Genomic DNA, 23,968 nt, shown 5'->3' with positions numbered 1-23,968 from the left:
CCTTTTCTGGCCCTGGTAGTGAGCACAATTTTTTATTCTATGCGGAACCGATACTGCCCGAGTACAGAAGAATCTCCTTTTTCCCGGACAACAGGCGCAAGGCACCATCTCCGGCAAGGCCAAGCAGCACAGCACTGAAGGCCGCCCCCTCCGAAGGATATACCCGCACCGGGCGATCTTTCCGCCACAGCCTCTGAGTCAAAGCGGGTACTACATCATAATCGGGAATTTTTTCAAGCATTTTTGCTAGAAACTTCCCCGCATGCTGCACCATATCCTTCCAGAACAGAAAAAAAACATCATCAGATTGTCTCTGATTCAGGGATCTTGCACAGATGGAAGCGTTTTCCCGCAGCTCATGGACCAAAGGTGCCGCCACCAGGTTCATTCCGATACCCGCAAAAATCCGATCCGGGCCGGACCGGATGAGAATCCCTCCAAGCTTTCCGTCTTCCAGAACAAGATCGTTGGGCCATTTGACGGCCACCCGGATTCCCCTTGCCTCCAGGGCCAGAGCCAGGGCAGCCCCCACCATGAGGGGCAGAAGACTGCCTCTTTCCAGCAGAGAGACGGGCAGCTTCCATACGGCGTGCAGATTTCCCGGAGGCGAAATCCAGGTTCTCCCGTACTGCCCCACCCCTGCCCGCTGGCTTAAGGCCAGCACCGAATCCCAGTCCTGAAGAAGTCCCTCTTTCTCCAACCAGTGCGCCACATCAAAGGCTGAGCTGCAGTCTCCGCAGACCCGGATGACAGGGCCTTCTCCCCCGCTCCCATCCGCAGCCACCCAGTCTTCCCTTTCCTCCGGTGAGGGCACAAAGCCTGCCCAGTCCCGGAAAAAAGCCGCATCCAGGGGGTCCGCAACCCCAGGCGCGCCACTGCGCCAGAACAGCACGGAAGAGCACATCAGGTATCCTTTCCCGCCACCTTGGCCCAGGAATCCCTCAGCCCGATGGTGCGGCTCAGCACAGGATTTCCGCCTTCAGAATCCGGGTCCACACAAAAATAGCCCACCCTTTCCAGCTGAAAGACCTCACCTGCACCCGCCTCCCCGAGGGAAGGCTCCAGCCAGGCCCTTTTCACCTGAAGGGAATCGGGATTGATGGCATCCAGGAAGGTCTTGCCTTCGGGCATGTCTTCAGGATCTTCCTTTGTGAACAGGCGGTCATAGAGACGGACTTCCGCAGCCAGGGCCTGGGGTGCCGACACCCAGTGGATGGTGGCCTTCACCTTGCGGCCATCGGGGGCATTGCCGCCCAGGGTTTGGGGATCGTAGGTGCAGCGCAGCTCCACCACCTCGCCCGTTACCGGGTCTTTCACCACCTCCTCGCAGGTGACAAAGTAGGCAAAACGCAGCCGCACTTCCCGGCCCGGAGACAGACGGAAAAATTTCTTGGGCGGGTTTTCCATGAAATCCTCCCGCTCAATCCAGAGTTCCCTGGAAAAGGGGATGGACCGTTTTCCCGCATCCGGATCTTCCGGGTGGTTCACCGCATCCAGCCACTCGGTTTTTCCTTCGGGATAATTGGTGATGACAAGTTTCACCGGGTCCAGCACCCCCATGCGACGCTCAGCACTCTTATTGAGATGATCCCGCACGCAGAACTCAAAGAGGGCCAGATCCACGGTGCTGTCCTTTTTCGCCACCCCGATGCGCTCGCAGAAGTCCCGCACGGAAGCCGCGGGAATTCCCCTGCGCCTTAAGCCGGAGAGGGTGGGCATGCGGGGGTCGTCCCAGCCCTTCACATGGCCTTCTCTCACCAGCTGGATGAGTTTGCGCTTGCTGAGAACCGTGTAGGAGAGATTTAAGCGGGCAAACTCGTACTGCCGGGGACGGCTGGGGGCATCAATGTTGTCCAGCACCCAGTCATAAAGCTCCCGGTTGTTCTCAAACTCCAGGGTGCAGATGGAATGGGTGATGTGTTCCAGGGCATCGGAGATGCAGTGGGTGAAGTCATACATGGGGTAGATGCACCAAGCGTCTCCCGTTCTGTGGTGATGCACCTTGCGGATGCGGTAGATGGTGGGGTCCCGCATGAGGATGTTGGGAGCGGCCATGTCGATTTTAAGCCTCAGCACATGGCTGCCCTCCTCAAACTCTCCGGCCCGCATCCGGGAAAAAAGATCAAGATTCTCCTCCACACTGCGGCTGCGGTAGGGGCTGTTTTTTCCAGGTTCCGTGAGGGTTCCCCGAAAGCTGCGGATTTCTTCCGCAGAAAGGGAGCACACATAGGCCTTGCCCGCACGGATCAGATCCACGGCGAAATCATGGAGCTTTTCAAAATAATCGGAAGCGTAGAATTCCCGGTCTTCCCAGTCAAAACCCAGCCAGCGCACATCTTTTTTAATGGCATTGACGTATTCGATGGATTCTTTTTCCGGGTTGGTGTCGTCAAAGCGCAGGTTGCATCTGCCCTTGAATTCCTCTGCCATACCGAAGTTGAGGCAGATGGACTTGGCATGCCCCATGTGCAGATATCCGTTGGGCTCCGGCGGAAAACGGGTATGCACCCGGCCCTGATGGGTTCCCGCCGCAAGGTCTGCGGCAATGATGGTCCGGATAAAGTGGGAAGGGCCGCTTGTTTCTGTGCTGCTCATGGCTATCCTTTCCGGGCTTGAAAACGCCCAAGGGGTATTTCGGAATCCCGGCTGACCGCTTAAGGGGTAAAACCGGTTGAACTTTAAAGCCAGAAGGCCTATCTCACGCAAAGGCCCAAAGGGGCAAAAACAAAATTAAAAACCGTGTAAGGACAGACGCCCATGCATTTTCGACTCGGCTCCCTCAATCCCGTCAAAAAAGAAGCGCTTTTTCAGGCCCTTGAAGAATCCGGACGTTTTCCGAACATCAGAATCCATGCCCTCAGCCTGCCTTCGGGCGTGCCCGATCAGCCCATCGGCCTTGAAAGCACCTTAACCGGCGCACGCAACCGGGCCAGGGCCGCCTGGAGTCCGGAGGTGTTTTTCGGTGTGGGCATCGAATCCGGGCTGGTTGAAGTTCCCCTGACCCGGACGGGATACATGAACCTCACCGCCTGCGTCCTCTTTGACGGAAAAAACTTCTTCACAGGCTTAGGCCCTGCCTTTGAGCTGCCCGGAGAGATCACCCGCAGGGTGGTGGAAGAAGGTATGGAGCTGGATGCCGCCGTCCAGGCCGCAGGATTCAGCGCCAACCCCCGCATCGGTTACAGCGAAGGCCTCATCGGTATTCTCACCCGGAACGTGGTCACCCGGCTCATCTATACCAAACCCGCCGTACACATGGCCCTGGCTGCCCTGCCGGAAGCTGAAAAACCAGGGGAAAATCCGGGGTTCTAAGGTTCCACCCTGAGTTTACCCAGCTTGTGGGCGCCCTCGGGAAACCTTTTCTCGATGATGGAGATGACTTCGTCAGCACTGGATTCAATGGGCTTATTGCTCACATTGATGGAGTTAAAACTATGACGGCGATACAGCTCCCGCACGGCATCCACCTCCCGGTACACTTCCTTCACCCCGGAATAGGCCATGTCATCGCTGAGGCCAAGGCGCTTTCTGCGGATCTGTCTGTGGGCGGCCAGCTGCTCGGGATCAATGTAGAGGGCCACAATGCGTTTCCGGTTGATGGCCATAAGCTCCGCCGGAAGCGGGATGCCGATGACAATGGGCACATTGGCCACCTTCCAGCCATGGACGGAAAGGTACATGCTCAAAGGAGTCTTGCCGGAACGGGACAGGCCCACCAGCACAATCTCCGCCTTGCCCAGGTCCTGGGGGTTGAGGCCGTCGTCATGGGCCACGGCAAACTCAATGGCTGCCACCCGGTCCATATTGATCTGATTGAATTTGCGGTAACGACCCGGCTCACAGAGGGGCGGCTCCCCGAAGACCCTGCACAGCATCTCCAAAGAAGGCCCCATGAGATCCACGCAAGCAATGCCCCGGCGCTCACACTCCTGCCGCACAAGCTCCCGCACCTCAGAATCCACGATGGTGTAAACCACCATACCCTGATCTTCCGCAACCCTGTCCAGGGCCTGGAAAACGTCTTCACGATGGACGACATGGGGAACCCGGTGCACCTTGCTCCGCACCGAAGGAAACTGTACCAGGGCCGAGCGGATCATCTGCTCCCCGTTGATCCCCTGACCACAGGACAGCACATACACAGGGGGTCCCTGCCGGGTTATGGTTGTCACTTCTCCCACTGACATGGGCATCTCCTTCATGATAAATTCAAAAACATTCCGATAGCGCCGCATCCGCCCTCTTACCGCAAGATCTTTTGACAAGAATGGGGATCTCGACTATGGGTACAGAGTTTTTTAACATCCCTTCAGGCTGCGTTTTAAGGTAAAGATCCGGATATGGAGACAGACATGGGCATGATCATAGAAAAATTACGCCAGTTCAAGAAAAACCAGGATATCGTGGAAATCGGACGACGTCATTTTTCCGAAACCCCCATCCTCGGACAGATCCGGGCCCTTTCCGAAACCCTGGTGCAGATTACAGAGTATGACACCTCAGGCCGTTACAACGGCATCTCCGTTCTCTACACCGACGACATCACGGATCTGCTCTGGGAAACCCGGGACACCCGGTCCGTGCAGCGCCTCGCCCGGCTGCGCACCCCCTTTGAGGTGCCCGAACTGCGCCTGAGTTCTCTCAGGCTTCTCATTGAAGACGTGCAGCAGCGTTTCAGCGCCGCAGCCTTTCTCAATGAAATGGCAGGGCCCTCGGCCATGTGCGGCGATGTTCTCGCCGTGGACAACGAGTGGGTCCACATCCTCGAATACGCCCCCCGCAGTGAGGATGGCCGTTTTCAGAGCCTCACCCGGCTGGATCTGGTTACCCGCATTGCTACGGACACGCCCGCAATCCGGGATCTGCTCCGCATGCACAAACGTCAGGATGCGGGGGAATCCCCTTCATCCCCAGCCCCCCTCCCCCTGGAACCCTCCTGAATAGCCCCCACCCAGTCCTTCCACAGAGCCGCCACCGTGCGGGCTGCGGCTTCGGTATGGTCACTGCACACCGTGCATGCCGGAGGACTGGGATTTTCCCTGTACCCCTTATCGTAGTAAAGGCTTAAAATCTCTTCAAGAAAGCTCTCTATTCTCCCCGCATCCAAGAGATCCTGCCAGCGCCGCACCCAAGGCCCGCCCACCCGTCGGGTCAGATAGACCAGGGCCTCACGCACCCCGCCAACCCCATCCCCATCCTCTCCGAAGTACTCCCGTCGCAAACGCGCAACCCGCAAGGCCATGGCCGACTCCAGACGGATATGCGGCCCCTTCTCCAGGGCGCGGAAAAGGGCCGGAGGCACCTGAACCCGGCCGATCCTGCGGCTTTCCATTTCCGTGATCAGGGGCGGAAAACCGCCATCTTTTTTTCGCCACCGCAGAAGCGCCAGATACAGGCGGGTCTCAAAGGCCTGCTGATCCACGGCAGGGTCCATGCCAAGCCTTGAAAAACGAAGATGCCCGAAAACCGACGCCGCATGCCCTGCTGCGGCTTCCAGATGGAGTACGGGAACTTCCCCATGACGGGCTTCCAGAAATTCCAGCACCTCGGATTTACCGCATCCCGTGGGACCGGAAAGGGGCCAGAGGGTGAAATCACCATGGTAGAGCAGACGCTGCACCTGCCTTCTGAACCCCCGCCAGCCCCCCGTCAGGCGCACCACCGCAAGGCCATGGCGCTCCAGAAGTCCGGCCACATATCCGCTGCGTCCCCCTCCTCGCCAGCAGTACAGCACAAGCAGCCCGCCTGCGGAAAGGCGCCTGGCCCTTTCCACATAAGCGGCCTCTTTTTGCTGTGCGAGGTACAAGGCATAACGCAGAGCCGTCTTGTGGTTATGGCGCTTATACAAAAGCCCCACCTCATGGCGCTCCACATCACTTAAAATAGGCAGGGAAAAGGCTGTCGGAATGCCATCTTTTGCATATTCCGACTCCGAACGCACATCCACCACAAAGACCCCGGTGTTTTCCCCCCTGATATTCTGGCAGAGCATGTCGCCAAAGGCTTCCTGGGAAATCTCCCTCACCGCAGGCTCTAAAATGGCCTGCGCCACTTCCGGCAGATCCAGCGTCCGGACACGCGCACAAAGGGCCTCAAGCTCCGCCTGCTGGCTTCCTTCCCTTCCACCCCCCATTGACACACTACATCCCTTTCCTGTCCTTATTTCCGGGCAGCACCGACAAAAAGCATCTTTTTTTAGTTTCCTCCCTCCATCCCTCAGGGGATGTCAGGCAACCCGATAGTGGAGTACAAGGGAGTTCTCCCCAAGGGGGCTCACATCCACAAGCTTAAGGTCCATGGCAATATCTTCCGGAAACAAGGTCGGACCCTCTCCGAAAAAAAGGGGACTCAGGGTCACAAAAACCGCATCAATCCGGCCCGCCCTGGCAAAGGCTCCGTTGAGGCGGCCTCCACCGATGAGGGCCGCCTCCTTGTATCCTGCCTCCGCAAAACGTTCCAGCACCGTTTCCACAGTCTCGGAAGTAAAGAGCAGATCCTCCGAAGAAGGGGGACGTCTTTCCGGAAAACGGGTGAAAACCACATTTTTCCGGAAAGGCAGCGGGCCGCCCATGGCATCAAAGGTGGAAGACCCCATGAACACAAGCCCCAGGCGACGGGTTAAGGCCGAAAAGTGCGCCTTGTCTGCGGCCTCGGTCCAGTCTACGGGATCGTCAGGGCCACGGGCAATGCGGCCATCCAGGGTCTGGGCCATGACAAGAACAATGCGCAAGGTCTCAGGCCTCCTGCGCCAGGGCCAGAGCATCAAAGGGTTTTCCCTGGTACTGTGCCTCATATACCCCATGCACGCTGTCCAGGGGGTGCTGATTCAGGATATGGGCCGTCATTTCTTCGGCCAGCTCCGGGTCCTGGACATCATTTTTAATCCGTGCCATCAGCACCAGGCGCACCAACTGCACCTTGGAGTCTTTATAACGTATGGCCTTGTCTAAAGCGCGGATATCCTCTTCGTCCATGTCTTCGCCCATGCGAAAAACGGGAACCCCCGCATCTTCCAGTACGGCGGCCTGCTCCGGAACCGGAATCCGGCGCAGACGAACAGAAAGCCCCTGGGGCAGGCGGCCCAGGGCAACACGCACCGCGTCATCGGTAGTCCTTGCTTCCATCGGGGTGTCTCCTCCTTACATATTTACGGGTCTTTGCTGAATCCAATCCTTATTCCCACGCTCACTTCCTGGCCGCCCCAAGCCACAGGGCTTTGAGGCCTCAGGTTCCGGGCGAATGTAAAACACCCGCTTCTCAGGGTCAAGTTTTACAGAAAAAGGCACAGTTTTTGCTTTTTCACCTACCGGAAGCAGGCGGACCGACGGCTTCCCAACCCCAGACTCTACCGGAGAAAAGCCATGAAACCTTTGAACATACTGTGCTTATGCCTCTGTTTTTTTCTTTATGCCTGTACGGAAAATGCGACTTCACAGAAGGCTTCTCCCCCAACCCCGGAGCCCGGATCCTACGCCGCAGCCCTGTCCATGGACAGCCGGGGCGGCGTGCTTCAGGTGACGGATCCCGACAACCCGGTTTTCAGGGCCGCCGTATCCATTCCTGAAAATCAGCTTTCTTCGCCCACCACCATCCGTATCCGGGACATCGCCATGCCAGCCCCCCTGCCCACGCCCCTGCGGGCTGCGGGCCCGGCTGTGGATTTCGGCCCGGATGGCCTCCTTTTCACCCCACCGGCCCTGCTCACCCTGCCCTATCTCAGCCGCTTTGCCAATGGAACCCTGGTTCCGGATTATCAGGTTGGCGTCCGTTATTATGATCCCGTTGCGCGTCAATGGACCCCCATGCCCGTCAAAAAACGAGACAGGGAAAATAAAACCGTTTCCTTTGAAAGCCGTCATTTCAGTGTCTATATTGCGGCTGTGGAAGCTCCCGGAGAAGATCCCTTCACCTATCCCAGGGAACTCAGGGTTGGGGAATATTTTCTCGGAACGCCGGAGTTCAGGCTTGAAAATGGTGAATATATACTGATAGAAAAGGGACGTATAGGCCGTCCGGGCATTCCCGCTGCCAATCCCTTCCATCTTCTGGCCCATTTTCACCCCAGAGAAGGGCTGATTCTTGGTGTGGATCAGCTGCCTTCTGTCAATGAAACCGCAGGATACCGCGCCCGTTTTACGGAAGACGGCACAGGCGGCATTCTGGACACCTTCACGATGTTTGAAAAAATCCGGGCTTCCGGAGATGCAAGGCACTGGCGATGGGAAGCCGTGTTTATCCTGGATTACACCCGACTGAACAATTATGTGGCCGTAGATCCCCAGGATCCCCATGCACCGGCCTTTCCTGAAGCCCAGAGGATTTACGCAGCCATTGAAGCCCTCAATGCCCGGGAAGTTCTCATCTCCTGGGGCATTGATCTGCCCGCTGAAATGGACAGGGGCAACCTCCTTTGCATTGCCTTTGAAGCCACCTACCTGGGTCCACCCGATGGAGAGCTGCCATGAAAAAACCCCTTGTCATCACCCTTGGCGTCGTTCTGGTCCTCATTCTCATCATCGGGCTGGCTCTGTACAAGCCCTATTATGACCAGAAACATACCTTCTCCGGCCTGGGAAAAATCTATGAGGCCCGCAGGGGCTCCTGGGAGGCCCAGCGCCAGCGGCGCATGTTCTTTGAACCCGGATCTCAGCCGCCCATTGAAGAAACAGCCCACATGGCCTCTTACACCTTCCGCTTTGCCACAACCCTTGTGGATCAGAGCTTTTTCGGCCTGGAACTGACCTTCCGTTTTGCGGATTCCAGCGGGATCACGGAAATCCGGCAGAAGTCCGAGCGCATCCACCACGCCCTCACCATCGCCCTTTCCGCTTATACCCGAGAGGATCTGGAAGGAAACGAAACACGGGTTCTGGCCCTCACAGACAGCATCCTCAACCGCTATCTCCAATCAGAAATCCGTTTTCTCTACCTGACGGGCTACACCTTAAGCGGGGGGGTTGGAAAAAAATAAAAGAAAACGAAAAAGGGGTTCCTTTGCATACAAAAAAAACCCCAGACTGCGCGCCTCCCGCCTTTTTTCATGGTAAAAAACCTTGACGAAACAAGCCCTGAGGACATAAGGGACTCTTTTATCATCGGAACAGACCGGTGACCGGGGGCATGCCAAAAAAGGTTATGCTCCCGGATTTTTTCATTGTTACACGGAAGCCATCGGAGTCAGAATGCCAGAAAATCAGGGCCAGCCCTTACGCATCTGCATGATCAGCTACCGGAGCAACCCCCACTCCGGCGGCCAGGGCGTTTATATCAGAAACCTTGCCAAAGCCCTCTGTGAACTGGGACATCAGGTAGACGTACTGGCCGGTCCCCCGGATCCCCTGCTGGAAGGCGGCCCCCGCCTCATTCCCGTGGAAACTCTGGATCTCTACAACCCCCAAGCCCTTTTCCGGACCCCCAGCCTTCAGGAACTCCGGGATCCGGTGAACCTCATGGAGTGGCTCAGTGTCTCCACCATGGGATACCCTGAGCCCTTCACCTTCGGATTCCGGGCAGTCCGCCATCTGAAAGAGAGGTTGCAGGACTACGACATCCTCCATGACAACCAGAGTCTTTCCTATGGCATCGGCAAACTCAGCGCCCGAATTCCCACGGTGGCCACCATTCACCACCCCATGACCGTGGATCGGAAACTCGCCATACGCAGTGTCCGCTCGCCCTGGAAAAAATTCAAGCATCTGCGCTGGTACTCCTTCATCGGCATGCAGAAACGGGTCAGCCGCAGACTTCCCAGAATCATTACGGTGAGTGAATTTTCAAAGCAGGACATAGCCAGGGAATACGCCATCCCCGCTTCCCGGTTTTCCGTGGTGCCCAACGGCATCAGCACGGAACTGTTCTACCCCATGCCCCAGATTCCGCGGGAACCGGGACGCCTTATCGTCACCAACAGCGCGGATATGCCCTTAAAAGGCCTTTACCACCTTCTTCAGGCCCTGCATAAGGTTTCCAGGACCCATCCTGTCCGCCTCACTGTCATCGGCAAAGCCAAAGAAAACGGAGGCATTGAAAAGCTCATCCGAAAGCTTGAAATCTCCCATCTCATTGACTTCACAGGACGCATCAGCCACGAACAGTTTGTCCGGGAATACGCCAGGGCGTCCATTGCCGTTGTGCCTTCCCTGTATGAGGGCTTCGGCCTGCCCGTGGGCGAGGCCATGGCCACAGCCACGCCTGTGATTTCCACCACAGGCGGCGCACTTCCGGAAGTGGCGGGAGACGCGGCCCTTCTCGTGCCGCCGGGCAATGCCCAGGCCCTGGCGGACGCCATCCGCACCCTTCTCGACAATCCTGCAAAGCGGGAACAGCTGGGAGCTGCGGGCTATGCCCGGGTTCATCAGCATTTCACATGGAAAAAGGCTGCGGAAAAAACCGTAGAAACCTACAGGGAGGTCATCCGTGATTACCGTTGATTTTCAGCGCATGCACATCCAGCCCGGCTTTAAGGTTCTGGACATCGGCAGCGGTCCCGGCCGTCATACCGCAGCCGCCTATGGACTTGAAAAAGTCACGGCCATCGGCGCAGATCTCTGCCACACCGATCTCCTTTTGGCAAAGGAGCGTCTCTGCAACCACGATCTCATGGGCTGGCACGGCGGCGGCTCCTGGGGACTCACCACAGCGGACATCACCCGCCTGCCTTTTAAGGATCAGGCCTTTGATGCGGTGATCTGTTCAGAAGTCATGGAGCACATTCCCCATGACAAGGCTGCGGCAAAGGAGCTGATCCGGGTGGCAAAACCCGGTGCGGATGTGGTGGTGAGCGTGCCCCGGTTCTGGCCGGAAAAAATCTGCTGGTGGCTGGCCAAAGACTACAGCCACGCCAACCAGGGGCATATCCGGATTTACAGAAAAAAAGCGCTTATTCGCATGCTGGTCGCCAGCGGGCTGGAATACCAGGGCAGCCATTACGCCCACAGTCTCCACAGCCCCTTCTGGTGGCTCAAATGCCTGGTCGGCCCCACCCGGGATAAGCACCCCCTGGTGCAGCTCTACCATCGCTTTCTTGTCTGGGATATCATGGAAAAGCCGAGACTCACCCGTTTTCTCGATGCCCTCTGTAACCCGTTCATGGGAAAAAGCCTTGTGCTTTACTTCAAAAAACCCCTGGACTGAAAGCCCCTCTCCCAGACGGGCCTTGGACTGAAAGAATATTTTTTTCGTCCGGATTGCATCGGAAAAACAGAAATGATATTGTACGGTTTCACGCGGGGGGAAGGGGCAAAGCCCCGCGCATCATCCGTGGCGCAGGCTTTCCTTCCTTACATATTTTTAAGATGCTGAAATTCCCATGCCCAGGGATGCAACCCTGGCGGTATTGCTCCGACATCATCAGGCCCCATGTGGGGTATTGTCTTTCGGGGAGAAGTCCTATGAAAACATCTGTTACAGGCCATCTCATACATACCCTTCTGCTGCTCTTGCTGAGCATGGCGGCCGGGACGCTTGCCTGGGCGGATGCCGGAAACAAAGTTTCCGAAGCACCAACCTTTTCCTTACAGCTTCATGCCCATACCCAGGATCAGCCCGCCCTTCTTACCCCCCACTGGAGCCATGCCGACCATGCCATGCTCTTAGGCACAGAAAACCCTGGCGCTCTCCAGGGCATGGATCTGCGCATGTCCGTGGACCGTCTGCATTTCAAATCCTCCATCCAGCAGGAAAGAAGCCTGAAGGATATGGATCCCCTCTCCGGTCATTACAACGCCAGCGCCACAGAAGCCACACACATGGCCGCAGGGGTGGGGTATCAGTGGAATCTCCTGAACCAGCGCCTCTCTCTGATCCCCATGATGGGGCTTTCCTATCACGGAAAATCCATTGATCCCAAAACCTCCGTCACCCTGTCCCCGGATCAGGACAGCATCCGGAGGGAAACAGGGCTTTCGGAGTGGAACAGCTGGTGGTTCGGTCTGGATCTCCGGGCCCAACCCCATCCCGATCTTTCCGTGGAATCCTCCCTGCTTTTCCACACCGCAAAATTTGCGGAAAAAAATCCTGAATGGGGCGATCTTTCCGAAAGCGCCATTCACAGAAGTGAAGGGGAAGGCCGGATTTTCAGGCTGGGGCTTCGCCAGCAGCTGAGCAGCTCCTGGAGTGCGGGCATTCTGTACAGCTGGCAGCAGTGGATGGCGGAAAAGGGCGAATTGTCCCAGGCTCTTCCCTCCGGAGACCGCACGCGGAGCGACATTCCCTTCAACGGCAACATCCAGGAACTCAACATTTCCTTAAGCTACGGCTTCTGAAAAATAAGGGGCTTTATAACCATTTAAGCCCCTCCCTTTCTCACAGATCCTTCAGAAGATCCGACATGGTCAGATCCTCCTCCTCAATCTCATAAGCCCCCCCGCCCATGCCCGAAAGCCTTTTGGCTGTCAGGGATTCCGCTTCCGTCCCAGGCCGGGAGGAGGACGGAACCCCAGCCCCTCCATGGGAAGAAGGCCAGGAGGCCCCCCTTTGCTTTGCCGGACCCTCAACGAGCAGGGCTGAGGTGTGGGATGGTTCCCTCACCTCCTCCGGTGACGGCCGGAAAATACGATGGGGTGGCGTCAGATTTTTCTGCTGACGGAGATACTCCCTGCGGTACTGCTCCTGGGTCATCATCCCCGCTTCCTTGCCCATCTGAATGGCACTTTCAATCTGGGAAAAACGATTTTCCCGGATCAGCCCCTTCACGCCAGAACTTCCCCGAAGAAGGGAGAGCACAGGCACCCGGAACCCGGCTGCCAGATCCCTTTCCAGATGCTGCACCACCAGAAGGGCCAGGGTAGAGGCCAGCTGGTTTCTCACAAGATCCTGGATTTCCGGCTGAAAGGAATTGCAGATCCGATACAGGGCATCCTCGGAATGGGTGGCGTGCAGGCTTGCGATGACCAGATGTCCGGACTCCACAGCGTTTAAGGTCAGGCGAATGGTTTCCGGCTCCCGGAGTTCGCCCACCACAATCACATCCGGATCCTGACGAAGCACATCCCGGAGCCCCTGATCAAAGGAGGGCATGTGAGCGCCCAGCTCCCTTTGCTCCACATAGGATTTCGCCGAAGAAAACCGGTATTCAATGGGGTCTTCCAGGGTAATGATGTGCTCACTCCGGGTATGGTTGATCTCATCCACCATGGCCGCAATGGTGGTGGATTTTCCCGATCCCGTGGACCCGCAGATCAGAACCAGGCCCTTGGGCAGGCGGCAGGCCTCCCGGATGAGGGGGTGGAGATTGAGCTGATTCAGGGTAGGAGGATGGCCGGGCAAGAGCCTCACGGAAAAACTCAGGCCCCTGGATGTGGAAAAAACATGAATCCGCACCCGCACACCCTGCATGGATCGGGCAAGATCCACGGAAAGGCGGGTCTGGAGCATGCCCTTTTCCCTGGGCGTCAGCAGTTTGTTCGCAAGATCGTCAAGATACTGGGGTGAAAAGCGGATTTCAGGCTGAAAACCAATGGCCCCTTCTTTTCGAAAAACCAGGGGATGGGCCCCTGTGAGATGCAGATCCGAGTATCCGGACTGCATGGCCGTCCGGATGAGGGTTTCAAAATTTTCCATACCGTCACTTTCAAAAAGCACAAAAAGGGGTCAGACCCCTTTTTCTCTGATCAGCAGGTCAAGTCCCCCATCCCCCGCAGCAAGGACGGCCTCCACCTTTTCCGGAGTCAGACGGGTGATCTGGGCAATATCTGCGGGCTGCATGTTGAATTTCCTGAGATTCAGGATGGTCTGAAACTTCTCCTTGCAGATGCCCTCCGTCATGCCCTGGGTCCGGCCCTGCGCCATACCTTGAGCCATGCCTTCCGTACGGCCTTTTTCCCGGATGTATTCTGCCAGCATATGGGTTTCCTCCTGCTCTGTGATTTCCCGTAAAAGGGCTTCCCGCTCCTCTTCCTGCACAGCCGCATAGATGTCGATAAAATCAACGTATTTATCAAAAAGAGATGCGGAAACCAGCTCATAAAGCCCCTGCCAGGCCCTGCGTATCACCATTCCCCTCTCTTCCGGTGCGTAGCTCATCTTGGGAAGAAAGATCTTTGCCACAGGGTTCTCATAATTATAATAATCCCTTGCCTGATAGTCAAAAAGACGGATCATCTGGTACTCAAAATGGACAAAAGTGCGGCTCCCAAGACGGCTTTCAAGGAAGCGATCCACATCCTTTCGCCATTTCCTGCGGTCTGTGAAGAGAACCGTAGGGATGATACGGGCCTTCGGGTAGCTTTCCATATAATCTGCGGTGTAATGCAGAAGCCTGTGGATGGAAAACCGCGCCTTATCCTCCTGAAATTCCAGGAGCCAGAGGATCAGATCGCCCTTCTCGAAACGGAACAGAATGGGCATATCCAGGGCCAGGTGTCCGTCCTGAAGCTTTCGTTTTCCCGGCTCCTGACGGATAAACTCAAAATTCTCAAGTTTTCCCATACACTCCAGGGCTTCCGGAAGAAACCAGCTCAAGGATTCCACAGGAAAATCCAGAACTACATTTTTGAAATTGTGGTCATGGGATATCATGGCATCCTCCTTGTTTGCATGGCAGTTCCGATAAAAATTTCACTCCTGTATCGGAGGAAGAAAGCCTGCCTGACCTCCGGCAACCCCGGAGCCAAGCTGGATGCCAAAATCATCAAACCAGGTACTGCTTGAATTCAGACCCCAGGCATGAAGCCCCAGTTCCGGCCTGTTTTCCGCAAAATTTTTGGGGGAGGTATAGGTACTGGACAAAAACCGCTCATCCCGGTCCCGGATAATGGTGCCTGCATACGCCCCTGTTCCGGCAAGTCGCGCAGTACTTCCCAGCGTTCCTATCAGGTTGGTCTGATCCCAGACCATGAGGGTAAAATAATCTGTTTCAGCCGTGGTGTCTGCAAGGTTAATGGGAGGCCACTTCTGGGTTCCCCTGGGATGGGGAAGACGTTCCATGTCCGTAAAACTGGAAGATGCCGTTCCCTTTCCCGACTGGCTGGCAATCATAAGCTGAATGTCATTCACGAGCCTCGTTGCATCCTCCGGATCTTTCTTTTCCTCCACGCGGACGAGAAGGGTCTGCCATTCTGCGGGTTGAATGATGCTGATGTCATCAATATACCAGCCATCCCTTACAACCGAGCCATCGGATTGAAGACGAAAACGAATCCTGAAATTGGAACTGGGCAGATGGGCGGATAAATCATAAGTGGCATTCACCCAGCCACCACTGCTCCCGGCAAAGCGAGCGATACGAGTCCAGCTACTCCCTCCATTCGTAGAAATCTCAACGGCTCCCCAATCATACCATGTACCCCACAGCCAATGTCTTGGCTCAATATCGTACCATTGTCGAAACTGAAGCGTTGCACTCGACACACCAGAAAGATCTAATACTCTTGATGTTAACCGTGTATCGCTATTATTATTGTAATTACCCGACGGGCTGTCCGTATAAGCATAATCTGTGGGCTCCCCCCCCTCATAGGCTACGGGAACCCTCCCCCAGCTTTTACCACTGCCAGAAAGTGACCAGTCCTGAGTAAAGGTATCCTCGTCTTCTGCATCGTCAAAGAAAAGAGACCCCGTAATATCAGGGGTCAACGCCTTATACGCCAGCCACTGCCAGTTCAGGGTTGATCCATTTCTCACCTGCTTCCATAAAACAAGGAGGGGCCGATTGCTCACTGGGGTCAGTCCATCCGGAATCCCATCCACATCCCCCCACCACCAGCTACTTCCCCGCCGCCCCTGAAGCAAAGACATTCCATAACTGTTCCCATCCTTATCCGCACGGAAAGAAATCCCGGAAGCATAATAAGGTGCTCCGTCCGTAATCTTCAGCTTCACCTGTGCGTCATAATTCAGTTTTTTATCATTGTACCACCAGCTCCAGGCAAGATTGGGGACACCTCCCGCTGTACTGCCAGGATTGATGGATGCATAGGCCAGATTATAAAGGCGTGAACTGGAAGCAGATCCCATGCGCATGGCCTGATCCCCTCCTTCACTGGCAAAACTGAAACCCGTCACCGCATCTCCCATAACAGCCGTCAGCCAGTTTCCCAGACCTGATGAAGAAGCGGTACTGGGAGTAAGCCAGTTTTCCGGGGTATTCATGCGATCATGCCATTTCACATGCTGTCCCTGGGTCAGGGAAGAAAGATAGCCAATGGGTACATGGTAACGCACCGTACGGCGTGCGGCAAATGCACCGTCACCCATAAAGCCCGTACTCTCATAAAAAATGAATTTTCCGGGAATAATATCGCTTCCTGAAGGAAGAACCTGCCCAAAGGGAGAAACATAATTAGGATCCGAAGATTTATAGGGATCTCTGAGTCCTGTCAGAGTGTCCCCGTTTTTTTGCGTATAGCCTATAGTGCGGCCAGCAGCGATCAACAAGCCATTCCTCTGGGAGAAATAGGCCCCCATGCCCGACGACAAGACAAGAGTGCCGCCCTCCTGCAAGGTCTGCTCCGTCGCCAGCGTAACGACAGGAAACACATTGATCCCCTGGGGGATGTCCGGGTGGTTTCCCTGCAAGGTCAGAATGCGGGTACCTGCACTTTCAGTGACTGCCGTATAATTAAAAAGACCATAAACCTCGCTGCCGTCATTGGATACCACCTGAACACGGCCATTTGTAGGCAGAACAAGATCCGCAGGCCATGCCCCATAGGTACGGACGGAAAGGGATCTGGAATTTGCGGAGGCAGCAGAAGCCGTACGGAAAAAATAGGATGACAGGGATAGGGTAAAGGAACCCGTACTGCCCATGGCAAGGGTTTTTCCATGAAGATCATTCAGAATCGCATCCTTGGCGGCTTCCGTTGTCTGGGAAAGATACATCATGGCCCCGAAACGGTAACCTGCCTCAGCCAGGTAGTAGGCCTGACGGGCACCCTGACCTGAAACCGGCGTAAACGTGGAAGAGTTGGTCAGAACCAGAACCCCTGCACTGAGGGAAGCCAGAAGGGTGAGGGTAACAATCAGTCCGATCAGAATACTGCCCTTGCTATCCATTCCGAGACCTCCTTATCAACAGAAGCCCAAGCCAGCCCCAGACACTGGCTCCCACAGCAGCCGGAATGAAAAGAGCCCATCCGTCCATCTTTTGCTGCCCAAGGCTTGTGATAAAACAATAACTCACCGTAGGTGTTGAAGTCGGCGGCGGCGCACCGCCGTAGTTCCGGGTGTTGCGCATATGAACGCGGGTGGGAAAGCGGATGGCTGCACTGCCCGAACGCGCCATGTCGAGACGCAGATCCATGTAAATCAGATCTTCAATACTGTTCCCCTGAGTCCACGCCCCCTGATTGCCATCCCCATCCACGGTTCCATACGTTAAAACAAGCCCGGCAACCCCATCCGTAAGAACAGGGCTTGCCGTATCCAGCGTCACACTTCCCTGGGCAAGGCGAACAGCACCATCATGAAATCCCAGGGTGAATGTCCCTGAAGGATTGGTAAACACTACCCGCGAGGCTTCCGCCGCTGAAACCGCCGTCAGCTCCATCAGCTCCCTTGACATCCGTATCAGAGCGAACTGGGCTTTCTGGGCAATCTCCGTGTTTTCCTCCACACTCAAATAGGCCCGCACACCACTTACAATGCCCATGCCCGCCACGGCGGTCAGAATCCCCAGCAGTACAAGGGAAACCACCACTTCAATCAGGGTAAAGCCCTGCCTGCTCCGCCCCATATACTGCCAAAGGCCTTTTCGTGAGAAAAACGGCATGGCTATCCTCCAGAGTTATCGGGTAAAAAGCGTGGTCAGGCGCTGGCCTCTGAAACCGATGGTCACTTCCAGAATACGGGCATCTGTACTGCTGGTTTCTTTCAGCGCAAAATCGCCCCCGCTCCTTTCAACTTCATAGTAACGGGTTGCCGCATAATCATAAGCTCCGTAAATGGAGTCCTCTTTTCCTGCATTGGCTTCGATGGCCGTTTTCAGATCCAAAAGAAAATTTGCAGACTCATTGCCGAGATTGTTGACAGCACGTCTTCGGTAATCCGAGGTGATGGTTTCCATTACCTGAGAAAGATGGCTGCCTGACTGCACGGCTCCCACATTCTCTGCACTGATGAAAAGCGGCCGTCCCGTAATCTGCACCAGAAGGGTTCCCACAATGGCTGCAATGAGAAGGCAGACAATGATTTCAAGCAGGGTGATACCGCTTTCTTCTCTTTTCATTGTATGGCCCCTGTGATCCGATTGATGGTGAGACTTTTTCCTCCCATGGAAATGGTCTGATCCGCCCCCAGGGCATTGTCACTGCCATCCACAGGAATCCCCCTGTCACTGAAACGCACCACCTGTTCCGCACCAAAACCATGGGCAACGGATACACTGTCTTCAGAAAGGCCAGGAAAAGGTACTTTTGTACCGGCTGGGTTCTGCATCCAGTAGGCATTCCCTGAAAAGGTAACTCCCCAGCCTCCCCCCGCAGCCATGGCTCTTGACTGGGCATACCGCAACCGGCTCCGCACCTCATGATACTGCTGGATCACTTCCCTTTCCCCCGAACCCTGGAGACGGGGAAGCACCACCGCCGCCAGTATCCCGAGAATCACCAGCACGGCAATGATCTCGATCATGGTGAAGCCGCCTTCATAAAAGGGGCCACAAAAGGGGTCAGACCCCTTTTTATTCTTTTTAAAAAGGGGTCTGACCCCTTTTATATTTGTATTTTCCATCATTTCACCATCTGTGTGAGGTCCCACATGGGCAGGAAAATGGCGGCCGCGAAAAAACCCACCACCACAGCAAGGCCCACCGTCAGCAGAGGCCCTACGGCGTCGGAAAGCCTTTTGGTGGCATAGCCCACCTCATCATCGTAGTGCACGGCCACCTCCTGCATCATTTCCTCGAGGTTACCGGACTCCTCGCCAATGGCCACCATATTCACCACCATGGGTGTAAAGTACCGGGCCTCGCTCAGGGGGCCGGCAATGCCCTTGCCCTCGCTGAGCTTTTCCCCGATCTGATCAAATTCGTAGGCCACGGCTGCATTGCCAATGGCACCGGAGAGAATCTTTAAGGTATCCAGCACAGGAATGCCGCTGGCCTGAAGGATGGAAAAGATGCTGGCAAAACGGGACATGGCGGCCTTGGCAAAGAGCTTGCCGAAAAGGGGCAGGGCCAGAAGAAAGCGATCCCGCAGAAGACGCCCCGTGGGTGTGCGGAACCAGAGAACCAGAGCCAGAATGCCTCCCACAAGCCCGAAAAGCAGAAGCACCCAGAAATTCTCCAGAAAGGCATAGAGGTTCAGGGCGATCTTTGTGGGCAGGGGCAGGTCAATTCCCACCTTGTCAAATATGGAGACAAATTTCGGAATCACAAAGGTCAGAAGAACAAAAAAAGCCACCACCAGAAAAAGACTTACAATGATGGGATACTGCAAAGCGCTTTTGATGTCGGATCTTACCTTGTGTTCATGCTCAATGATATAGGTGAGACGCTCCAGCACCTGAGGAAGACTTCCGCTCTGTTCCCCTGCACGGATCATGTTGCAGTAAAGGGGAGAAAACACGGACGGATGGTTGTGAAAGGCCTCAAAAAGACCGGCTCCGTCACGGATGTCCCGCCCCATGGCGGCAAGGACAGACCGCAGTTTCGTGTTTTCCGTCTGTTTTTCCAGCACTTCCAGAATCCGGAGAATGCCCACCCCGGCCCGGAGCAGGGTACGAAACTGCTTGGTGAACAGAATCAGCTCTTCGGCTTTCACACTCGCAAAACGCCCCAGCCCCACCCCCCTGCCCGCCGCAGCGGTCAGAGCCTTGACCTCCATGGGCACCAGATCCCTTTCAAGGAGCATGCGCTCTGCGCCCTCAAGGCTTTCCGCCTCCAGGGTTCCCTTCTGTTTCCTGCCCGATTCATCAAGGGCCTTATACGCGTACCGCGCCATTTCACACCATCACCGCAGATGCGGCCTCCTCAAAGGTGGTCTTTCCCGCCAGAATCTTATCCACCGCGTCTTCCTTCAGGGTTTTCAGCTTTCCCGCCTCCTGAAGGGTTCTGCTGATTTCCTTGGCCGAACGGTTCTCCAGAATCATTTCCTGCACGCCCTCATCATTGATGAGAAGCTCATAAATCCCCACGCGGCCCAGATACCCCGTGTGCATGCAGTTGGGGCAGCCCTTACCCCGCATGAAGGTTCCGCCTTTATGATCCTGAAGTCCCCAGTTTTCCAGCACAGCCGCCGCAGGCTGATAGAATTCCGCGCAGTACGGGCAGATGCGGCGCACCAGACGCTGGGCAATGGTGGCCAGCATCACCGAAGACACCAGAAAGGGCTCCACTCCCATATCCAGAAAACGCGTGATGGCGCCTGCGGCGTCGTTGGTATGCACGGTGCTGAAAACCCTGTGCCCCGTAAGCCCGGCCTGCACCGCAATGGAAGCGGTTTCGCTGTCCCGGATCTCGCCCACCATGACCACATCCGGGTCCTGACGCAGGATAGACCGAAGACCGCTCGCAAAGGTCATTCCCGCCTTTCTGTTCAACTGCACCTGGCGGATCTTGTCCACACGGAACTCCACAGGATCCTCCAGGGTCACAATGTTGATATCCGGTCGGTTGATCTCCTTGAGCATGGCATAAAGGCTCGTGCTTTTACCACTGCCCGTGGGGCCTGCGGCGAGAATCATGCCATAGGGTTTCCGGATGACGCCACGAATGGCTTCCTGGGTGCGGGGGTCCATGCCAAGGTTTTCCAGAGACTGCACCCCGGCGGAGGTGTCCAGGATGCGCATGACAATATTTTCACCGTAAATGGTGGGCAGGGTGGAAACACGGATATTGATTTCCTTCTGCCCCATGCGGATGGTGAAGCGACCGTCCTGGGGAATACGGGAAACCGCAATATCCAGCCCGGCCAGTACCTTGATGCGGGAAACCATGGGCAGAAAAAGCCGCTGGGGAGGGGCTGGCACCTCAAAAAGCTTGCCATCCACACGAAAGCGCACCTGCACATGATCCTTTTCAGGGCTGATGTGCACGTCACTGGCCCTTTCCCGCACAGCCTGGGACAAAAGGGTGTTCACAAGCTTCACCACGGGCGCATCCGCAGCCATGGCCTGAAGGGAGGTGACATCCAGATCCCTTGTCACAGGGGCAGTTTCAATGCCGCTGTCCGCGTCTTCGGCCTCAACCTTTTCCCGGATTTCCTCCAGAGCGCCCACAAGCCCGGAACTCGCGCCATACACCGCAGCCACAAGCTGGTTGAACTCCTGCTCCGTGCAGATCACCGCCTCAACTTCAAGGTTGGTGAACACTTCCAGGGCATCCAGCACATAGATATCCGTGGGATCCCGCAGGGCCATCACCAGCACCGAGCCCTTGCGCACCAGGGGCACGGCCTGGTACTTCATGACCTGGTTCACGGGCAGATAGTCCGCAAGGCTGCTGTCCACGGGAAAAAGCTCCGACTGGTAGCGCCGCACACCCAGCTGCCGGGAAACAACCGAGATCATGTCCTCTTCCCGTATCAGCCCTTCCCGCACCAGATATTCCCCAAGTTTCTGACCGGAGCGTCCCTGGGGTTCCAGAATTTCTTCCAGACGTTCCGGGGAGATGAGCTTTTCTTCCACCAGCATCTCGCCCAGACGTTTGCGTTTGATCACCATCGTTTGCCCTTACCTCTCAGGACCACAGGTCAGTTCCGGATCTGCATAGAATATAAGGCCCTCTTCCCAGGGCTGCACAGAAGGCTCCCCTTCCCCATCCCTGAGAGCGCTTCCCTTCGCCCGCCATTCTTCGAGACTCTGCGGATCCTGGAAACAGGCATTGGGAACCAGACGAAAACGCAACCCCAGATCCTCCCGCCAGACAGGAACCATCCGGACGGGCAGCACAGGGTCCAGTGCTTTCAGGCGTTTCCAGGCAGAGTGCAGATCTCCGGACTCAGAAAGCACCAGGGTGGGGTACCGGGGCCGCAGGGCCAGGGGCCTTGCCGGAAAGATCAGGCGCTCCCCCGGATGAATGCGGTTCAGATCCTGAATATCCGCATTGGCCGCAGCCACAAAGGCCATCTGCTCCCGGTTTGCCAGCCCGTAAATTCGCCAGACCATGGCCGTGGCCACATCACCGGGCCGCACCACCAGGCTACCGAGAATCGTCGGCGCCTTTGGCTTCAGTACAGCTTCGGGGGGATTTTCCGGCTTTTTTTCCTCCACCGCCACGCTCAGCGCAAAGCGCTCCGGCAGCAGGGAAGCAAGGGCCGGAGCCGCAGCGGACGAAGCCACAGGTGCGGCCTTGCTTCCGCCCTCGCCCCAGATCCAGAGGCCCAGCCCCACAAGCAGAACGATATTCAGGCTGAGAAGAAAAATAAAAGCCCTGCTCCCCTCTTCCTTTTTCCGCAGACCAGGCCGGACGCCGGAGGGCAGGCGGTCAGCGGCCTGGCCCACCATGCGCCAGCCTGCTTTTTTACGGTTCTGCACAAGGAGCAAAAGCAGGGTGTGGTGACAGAGGTGAATGATTTTTCTCGGATGCCCCCCGCTTTTCCGGTAAATGGCCAAAAGGGCTGCAAAACTGAAAAGCCTTGCGTCCTCGCGCCCGGCCATGCGCAAACGGTGACCAATGAGCGCGCAGGTATCCTGAAACCCCAGGGGCCTCAGGTGGTGGCAGAGGTGAACCCTGTCCATGAAGTTTTCCGGAGGCCGGTTTTCCGACAAAAGCTCCGGCTGCCCCACCAGCACCATCTGCACCAGTTTCTCACGGTTGGTTTCAAAGTTTAAAAACTCCCGCAGCACTTCCGTGACTTCGGCTTTGAGCTTCTGGGCCTCATCCATCAGCAGCACCACAATGCGGCCCTTTTCTCCGGCTTCCTTTAAGAAGAAGGCGCAGATGGCCTCCCGAAGGGCGGCCTCGTCCCCAGGGCATCCAATGCCAAGCCCCGCAGCCACATGGGCTAAAAAGGTTTCCACATTCCGGAATGCAGGATCCGGCACAAAAACCATCTGAATCTGGGGATCCCTGGAAAAGGCCGCATAAAGGTGGCGGCAGAGGGTGGTTTTGCCTGCCCCCACCTCGCCGATGACAAGGCTGAGTCCGCGCTTAAGCCTTAAGCTCAGCTCAATCTGCTGCAAACACGCCCTGTGGGGTCCGGAAAGGTAAAAAAAATCCGGATCCGGCGCGTTGGAAAAGGGTTCCTGCTCCAATTCCAGAAGATGAAAATACGCCATGAATCCCCTTCCTCGCCCTGTGCGGCCCAGACAGCATTAACCCGGCGTTTTTGCCGTATCCGGCTGCGCCGTGGCCTCGTTTTTCAGAATTCTCGGTGTGATGAAAATCAGCAGCTCCTCGGTTTCATTGAGCCGACTGCTGCCCCTGAACAGATGCCCCAGAACAGGAATGCTTCTTAAAAAGGGTACCCCGGAAACCCCCTCATTGGCCTTTTCCTTGTTCAGCCCGCCAATGACCGTGGTCTGCCCGTCAAAGAGCACCACCTGGGTCTGGGCCTCTTTCTTGATGATGATGGGATTTCCGCTGACCGTATTGCTCCAGTCCAGCTCGTCCTTGCTGGTCTTGATCTCAAGACGCAGGGTCCGGCCATCAATGACATGGGGTTGCACTTCCAGCCGGACCACGGCTTTCTTAAACTCCACCTTCACCTCTCCGTCTTCCACGGTCTGGTAAGGCACCTCCCTGCCTGACTCTATCACCGCCTTCTGGTTGTTGAGGGTGGTAATGGACGGCCTTGAAAGGATGTTCAGCTTTCCCTCCTTTTCCAGGGCGGAAAGCTGCACAGAAAGAATGCTTCTTCCCAGGTATTCGGAGATAAAGCCCAAGGAAAAACCGCCATCACTGATGTCGGCTGGAAAATTCACCACATTGCCCGTGGAAGGGTTCACCGAAGACGGGTTGGTGAGATCAAAGGAACGTAAGGCCTGGTTGCCCCCGGTCACCCAGTGGTTGCCTCCGCCCTTGTACACCCCGCCCCACTGGATACCCAGCTCGCGGGCCGTATCCCGTGTGGCTTCCACAATGTGGGCC

Annotated in this window: 22 protein-coding genes and 1 pseudogene; 7 read left to right on the top strand and 16 right to left on the bottom strand. The window is 56.2% G+C overall.

Features of this window, described 5'->3' with window-relative positions; genetic code table 11:
- Positions 1-37: 37 nt before the first annotated feature.
- Both RBR60_RS07575 and RBR60_RS07570 read right to left on the bottom strand, forming a co-directional pair.
- Positions 38-904 (bottom strand): hypothetical protein, encoded by an 867-nt coding sequence (locus tag RBR60_RS07575; protein WP_320355344.1) that lies wholly within the window; start codon positions 902-904, stop codon positions 38-40.
- The gene (locus tag RBR60_RS07570) at positions 904-2,595 is read right to left on the bottom strand and encodes a glutamine--tRNA ligase/YqeY domain fusion protein (protein WP_320355342.1); all 1,692 of its coding nucleotides are present in this window, start codon (positions 2,593-2,595) and stop codon (positions 904-906) included. Before RBR60_RS07570 ends, RBR60_RS07575 begins: the two co-directional genes overlap by 1 nt.
- Before the next feature lie 162 nt (positions 2,596-2,757).
- Between RBR60_RS07570 and RBR60_RS07565 the strand changes: the two genes are divergently transcribed.
- Complete coding sequence (locus tag RBR60_RS07565) at positions 2,758-3,312, top strand: inosine/xanthosine triphosphatase (RefSeq protein WP_320355340.1); 555 nt, start codon at positions 2,758-2,760, stop codon at positions 3,310-3,312.
- Here the strand turns inward: RBR60_RS07565 and RBR60_RS07560 are convergent.
- On the bottom strand, positions 3,309-4,187 hold the full coding sequence (locus RBR60_RS07560; protein ID WP_320355337.1) for a pyruvate, water dikinase regulatory protein: 879 nt from the start codon (positions 4,185-4,187) through the stop codon (positions 3,309-3,311). The two genes, RBR60_RS07565 and RBR60_RS07560, sit on opposite strands and share 4 nt — an antisense overlap.
- 165 nt (positions 4,188-4,352) lie before the next feature.
- Between RBR60_RS07560 and RBR60_RS07555 the strand changes: the two genes are divergently transcribed.
- Positions 4,353-4,940, top strand: a complete 588-nt coding sequence (locus RBR60_RS07555) for a hypothetical protein (RefSeq protein WP_320355335.1) — start codon at positions 4,353-4,355, stop codon at positions 4,938-4,940.
- Here RBR60_RS07555 and mnmH read toward each other — a convergent pair.
- The 3 genes from mnmH to RBR60_RS07540 form a co-directional block, all read right to left on the bottom strand.
- Positions 4,883-6,133, bottom strand: a complete 1,251-nt coding sequence (gene mnmH, locus RBR60_RS07550) for a tRNA 2-selenouridine(34) synthase MnmH (protein ID WP_320355450.1) — start codon at positions 6,131-6,133, stop codon at positions 4,883-4,885. The two genes, RBR60_RS07555 and mnmH, sit on opposite strands and share 58 nt — an antisense overlap.
- Positions 6,134-6,226: 93 nt before the next feature.
- Positions 6,227-6,730, bottom strand: a complete 504-nt coding sequence (locus RBR60_RS07545) for a dihydrofolate reductase family protein (RefSeq protein ID WP_320355333.1) — start codon at positions 6,728-6,730, stop codon at positions 6,227-6,229.
- A 4-nt stretch (positions 6,731-6,734) separates the two neighbouring features.
- Complete coding sequence (locus RBR60_RS07540; protein ID WP_320355331.1) at positions 6,735-7,124, bottom strand: hypothetical protein; 390 nt, start codon at positions 7,122-7,124, stop codon at positions 6,735-6,737.
- Between the two features lie 237 nt (positions 7,125-7,361).
- On the opposite strand from RBR60_RS07540, the gene RBR60_RS07535 reads away from it, so the two are divergent.
- The 5 genes from RBR60_RS07535 (at position 7,362) to RBR60_RS07515 (ending at position 12,263) form a co-directional block, all read left to right on the top strand.
- Positions 7,362-8,465, top strand: coding sequence for a hypothetical protein (locus RBR60_RS07535; RefSeq protein WP_320355330.1), 1,104 nt, complete (start codon positions 7,362-7,364; stop codon positions 8,463-8,465).
- Positions 8,462-8,971 (top strand): hypothetical protein, encoded by a 510-nt coding sequence (locus tag RBR60_RS07530; protein WP_320355328.1) that lies wholly within the window; start codon positions 8,462-8,464, stop codon positions 8,969-8,971. The genes RBR60_RS07535 and RBR60_RS07530 overlap by 4 nt, the downstream gene beginning before the upstream one ends.
- 211 nt (positions 8,972-9,182) lie before the next feature.
- Positions 9,183-10,430 carry a glycosyltransferase family 4 protein gene (locus RBR60_RS07525; protein ID WP_320355326.1) on the top strand — a complete coding sequence of 416 codons (1,248 nt, stop codon included), beginning with the start codon at positions 9,183-9,185 and terminating at the stop codon, positions 10,428-10,430.
- The gene (locus RBR60_RS07520) at positions 10,417-11,133 is read left to right on the top strand and encodes a class I SAM-dependent methyltransferase (RefSeq protein WP_320355324.1); all 717 of its coding nucleotides are present in this window, start codon (positions 10,417-10,419) and stop codon (positions 11,131-11,133) included. Before RBR60_RS07525 ends, RBR60_RS07520 begins: the two co-directional genes overlap by 14 nt.
- A 257-nt stretch (positions 11,134-11,390) precedes the next feature.
- Positions 11,391-12,263 carry a hypothetical protein gene (locus RBR60_RS07515; RefSeq protein ID WP_320355322.1) on the top strand — a complete coding sequence of 291 codons (873 nt, stop codon included), beginning with the start codon at positions 11,391-11,393 and terminating at the stop codon, positions 12,261-12,263.
- A gap of 40 nt (positions 12,264-12,303) precedes the next feature.
- On the opposite strand, the gene RBR60_RS07510 is transcribed toward RBR60_RS07515, so the two are convergent.
- From RBR60_RS07510 to RBR60_RS07465, 10 genes and pseudogenes are all read right to left on the bottom strand, one after another.
- A complete protein-coding gene (locus tag RBR60_RS07510) occupies positions 12,304-13,560 on the bottom strand; it encodes a type IV pilus twitching motility protein PilT (RefSeq protein WP_320355320.1) in 1,257 nt (418 codons plus the stop codon).
- A gap of 30 nt (positions 13,561-13,590) precedes the next feature.
- A complete protein-coding gene (locus RBR60_RS07505; protein WP_320355318.1) occupies positions 13,591-14,517 on the bottom strand; it encodes a hypothetical protein in 927 nt (308 codons plus the stop codon).
- A gap of 39 nt (positions 14,518-14,556) precedes the next feature.
- On the bottom strand, positions 14,557-16,995 hold the full coding sequence (locus tag RBR60_RS07500) for an immune inhibitor A domain-containing protein (RefSeq protein ID WP_320355316.1): 2,439 nt from the start codon (positions 16,993-16,995) through the stop codon (positions 14,557-14,559).
- Entirely contained in the window at positions 16,988-17,710 is a 723-nt protein-coding gene (locus tag RBR60_RS07495; protein ID WP_320355314.1) for a type II secretion system protein, read from the bottom strand. The genes RBR60_RS07500 and RBR60_RS07495 overlap by 8 nt, the downstream gene beginning before the upstream one ends.
- Before the next feature lie 15 nt (positions 17,711-17,725).
- The gene (locus tag RBR60_RS07490) at positions 17,726-18,166 is read right to left on the bottom strand and encodes a hypothetical protein (RefSeq protein WP_320355312.1); all 441 of its coding nucleotides are present in this window, start codon (positions 18,164-18,166) and stop codon (positions 17,726-17,728) included.
- Positions 18,163-18,669, bottom strand: a complete 507-nt coding sequence (locus tag RBR60_RS07485) for a type II secretion system protein (protein ID WP_320355310.1) — start codon at positions 18,667-18,669, stop codon at positions 18,163-18,165. Before RBR60_RS07485 ends, RBR60_RS07490 begins: the two co-directional genes overlap by 4 nt.
- Positions 18,669-19,880 (bottom strand): type II secretion system F family protein, encoded by a 1,212-nt coding sequence (locus tag RBR60_RS07480; protein WP_320355308.1) that lies wholly within the window; start codon positions 19,878-19,880, stop codon positions 18,669-18,671. The genes RBR60_RS07485 and RBR60_RS07480 overlap by 1 nt, the downstream gene beginning before the upstream one ends.
- A 1-nt stretch (position 19,881) precedes the next feature.
- Positions 19,882-21,600, bottom strand: coding sequence for a GspE/PulE family protein (locus tag RBR60_RS07475; protein WP_320355306.1), 1,719 nt, complete (start codon positions 21,598-21,600; stop codon positions 19,882-19,884).
- A gap of 9 nt (positions 21,601-21,609) precedes the next feature.
- On the bottom strand, positions 21,610-23,157 hold the full coding sequence (locus tag RBR60_RS07470; protein WP_320355304.1) for an ExeA family protein: 1,548 nt from the start codon (positions 23,155-23,157) through the stop codon (positions 21,610-21,612).
- A gap of 36 nt (positions 23,158-23,193) precedes the next feature.
- A pseudogene (locus RBR60_RS07465) lies at positions 23,194-23,968 on the bottom strand (type IV pilus secretin PilQ); the annotation flags it as partial.

The sequence above is a fragment of the Desulfobotulus sp. genome (assembly GCF_034006065.1).
In the GTDB taxonomy this organism is placed as follows: Bacteria; Desulfobacterota; Desulfobacteria; order Desulfobacterales; family ASO4-4; genus Desulfobotulus.
The sequence above is the reverse complement of the archived record's forward strand: the minus strand, read 5'-3'. Positions and strand labels throughout refer to the sequence as shown.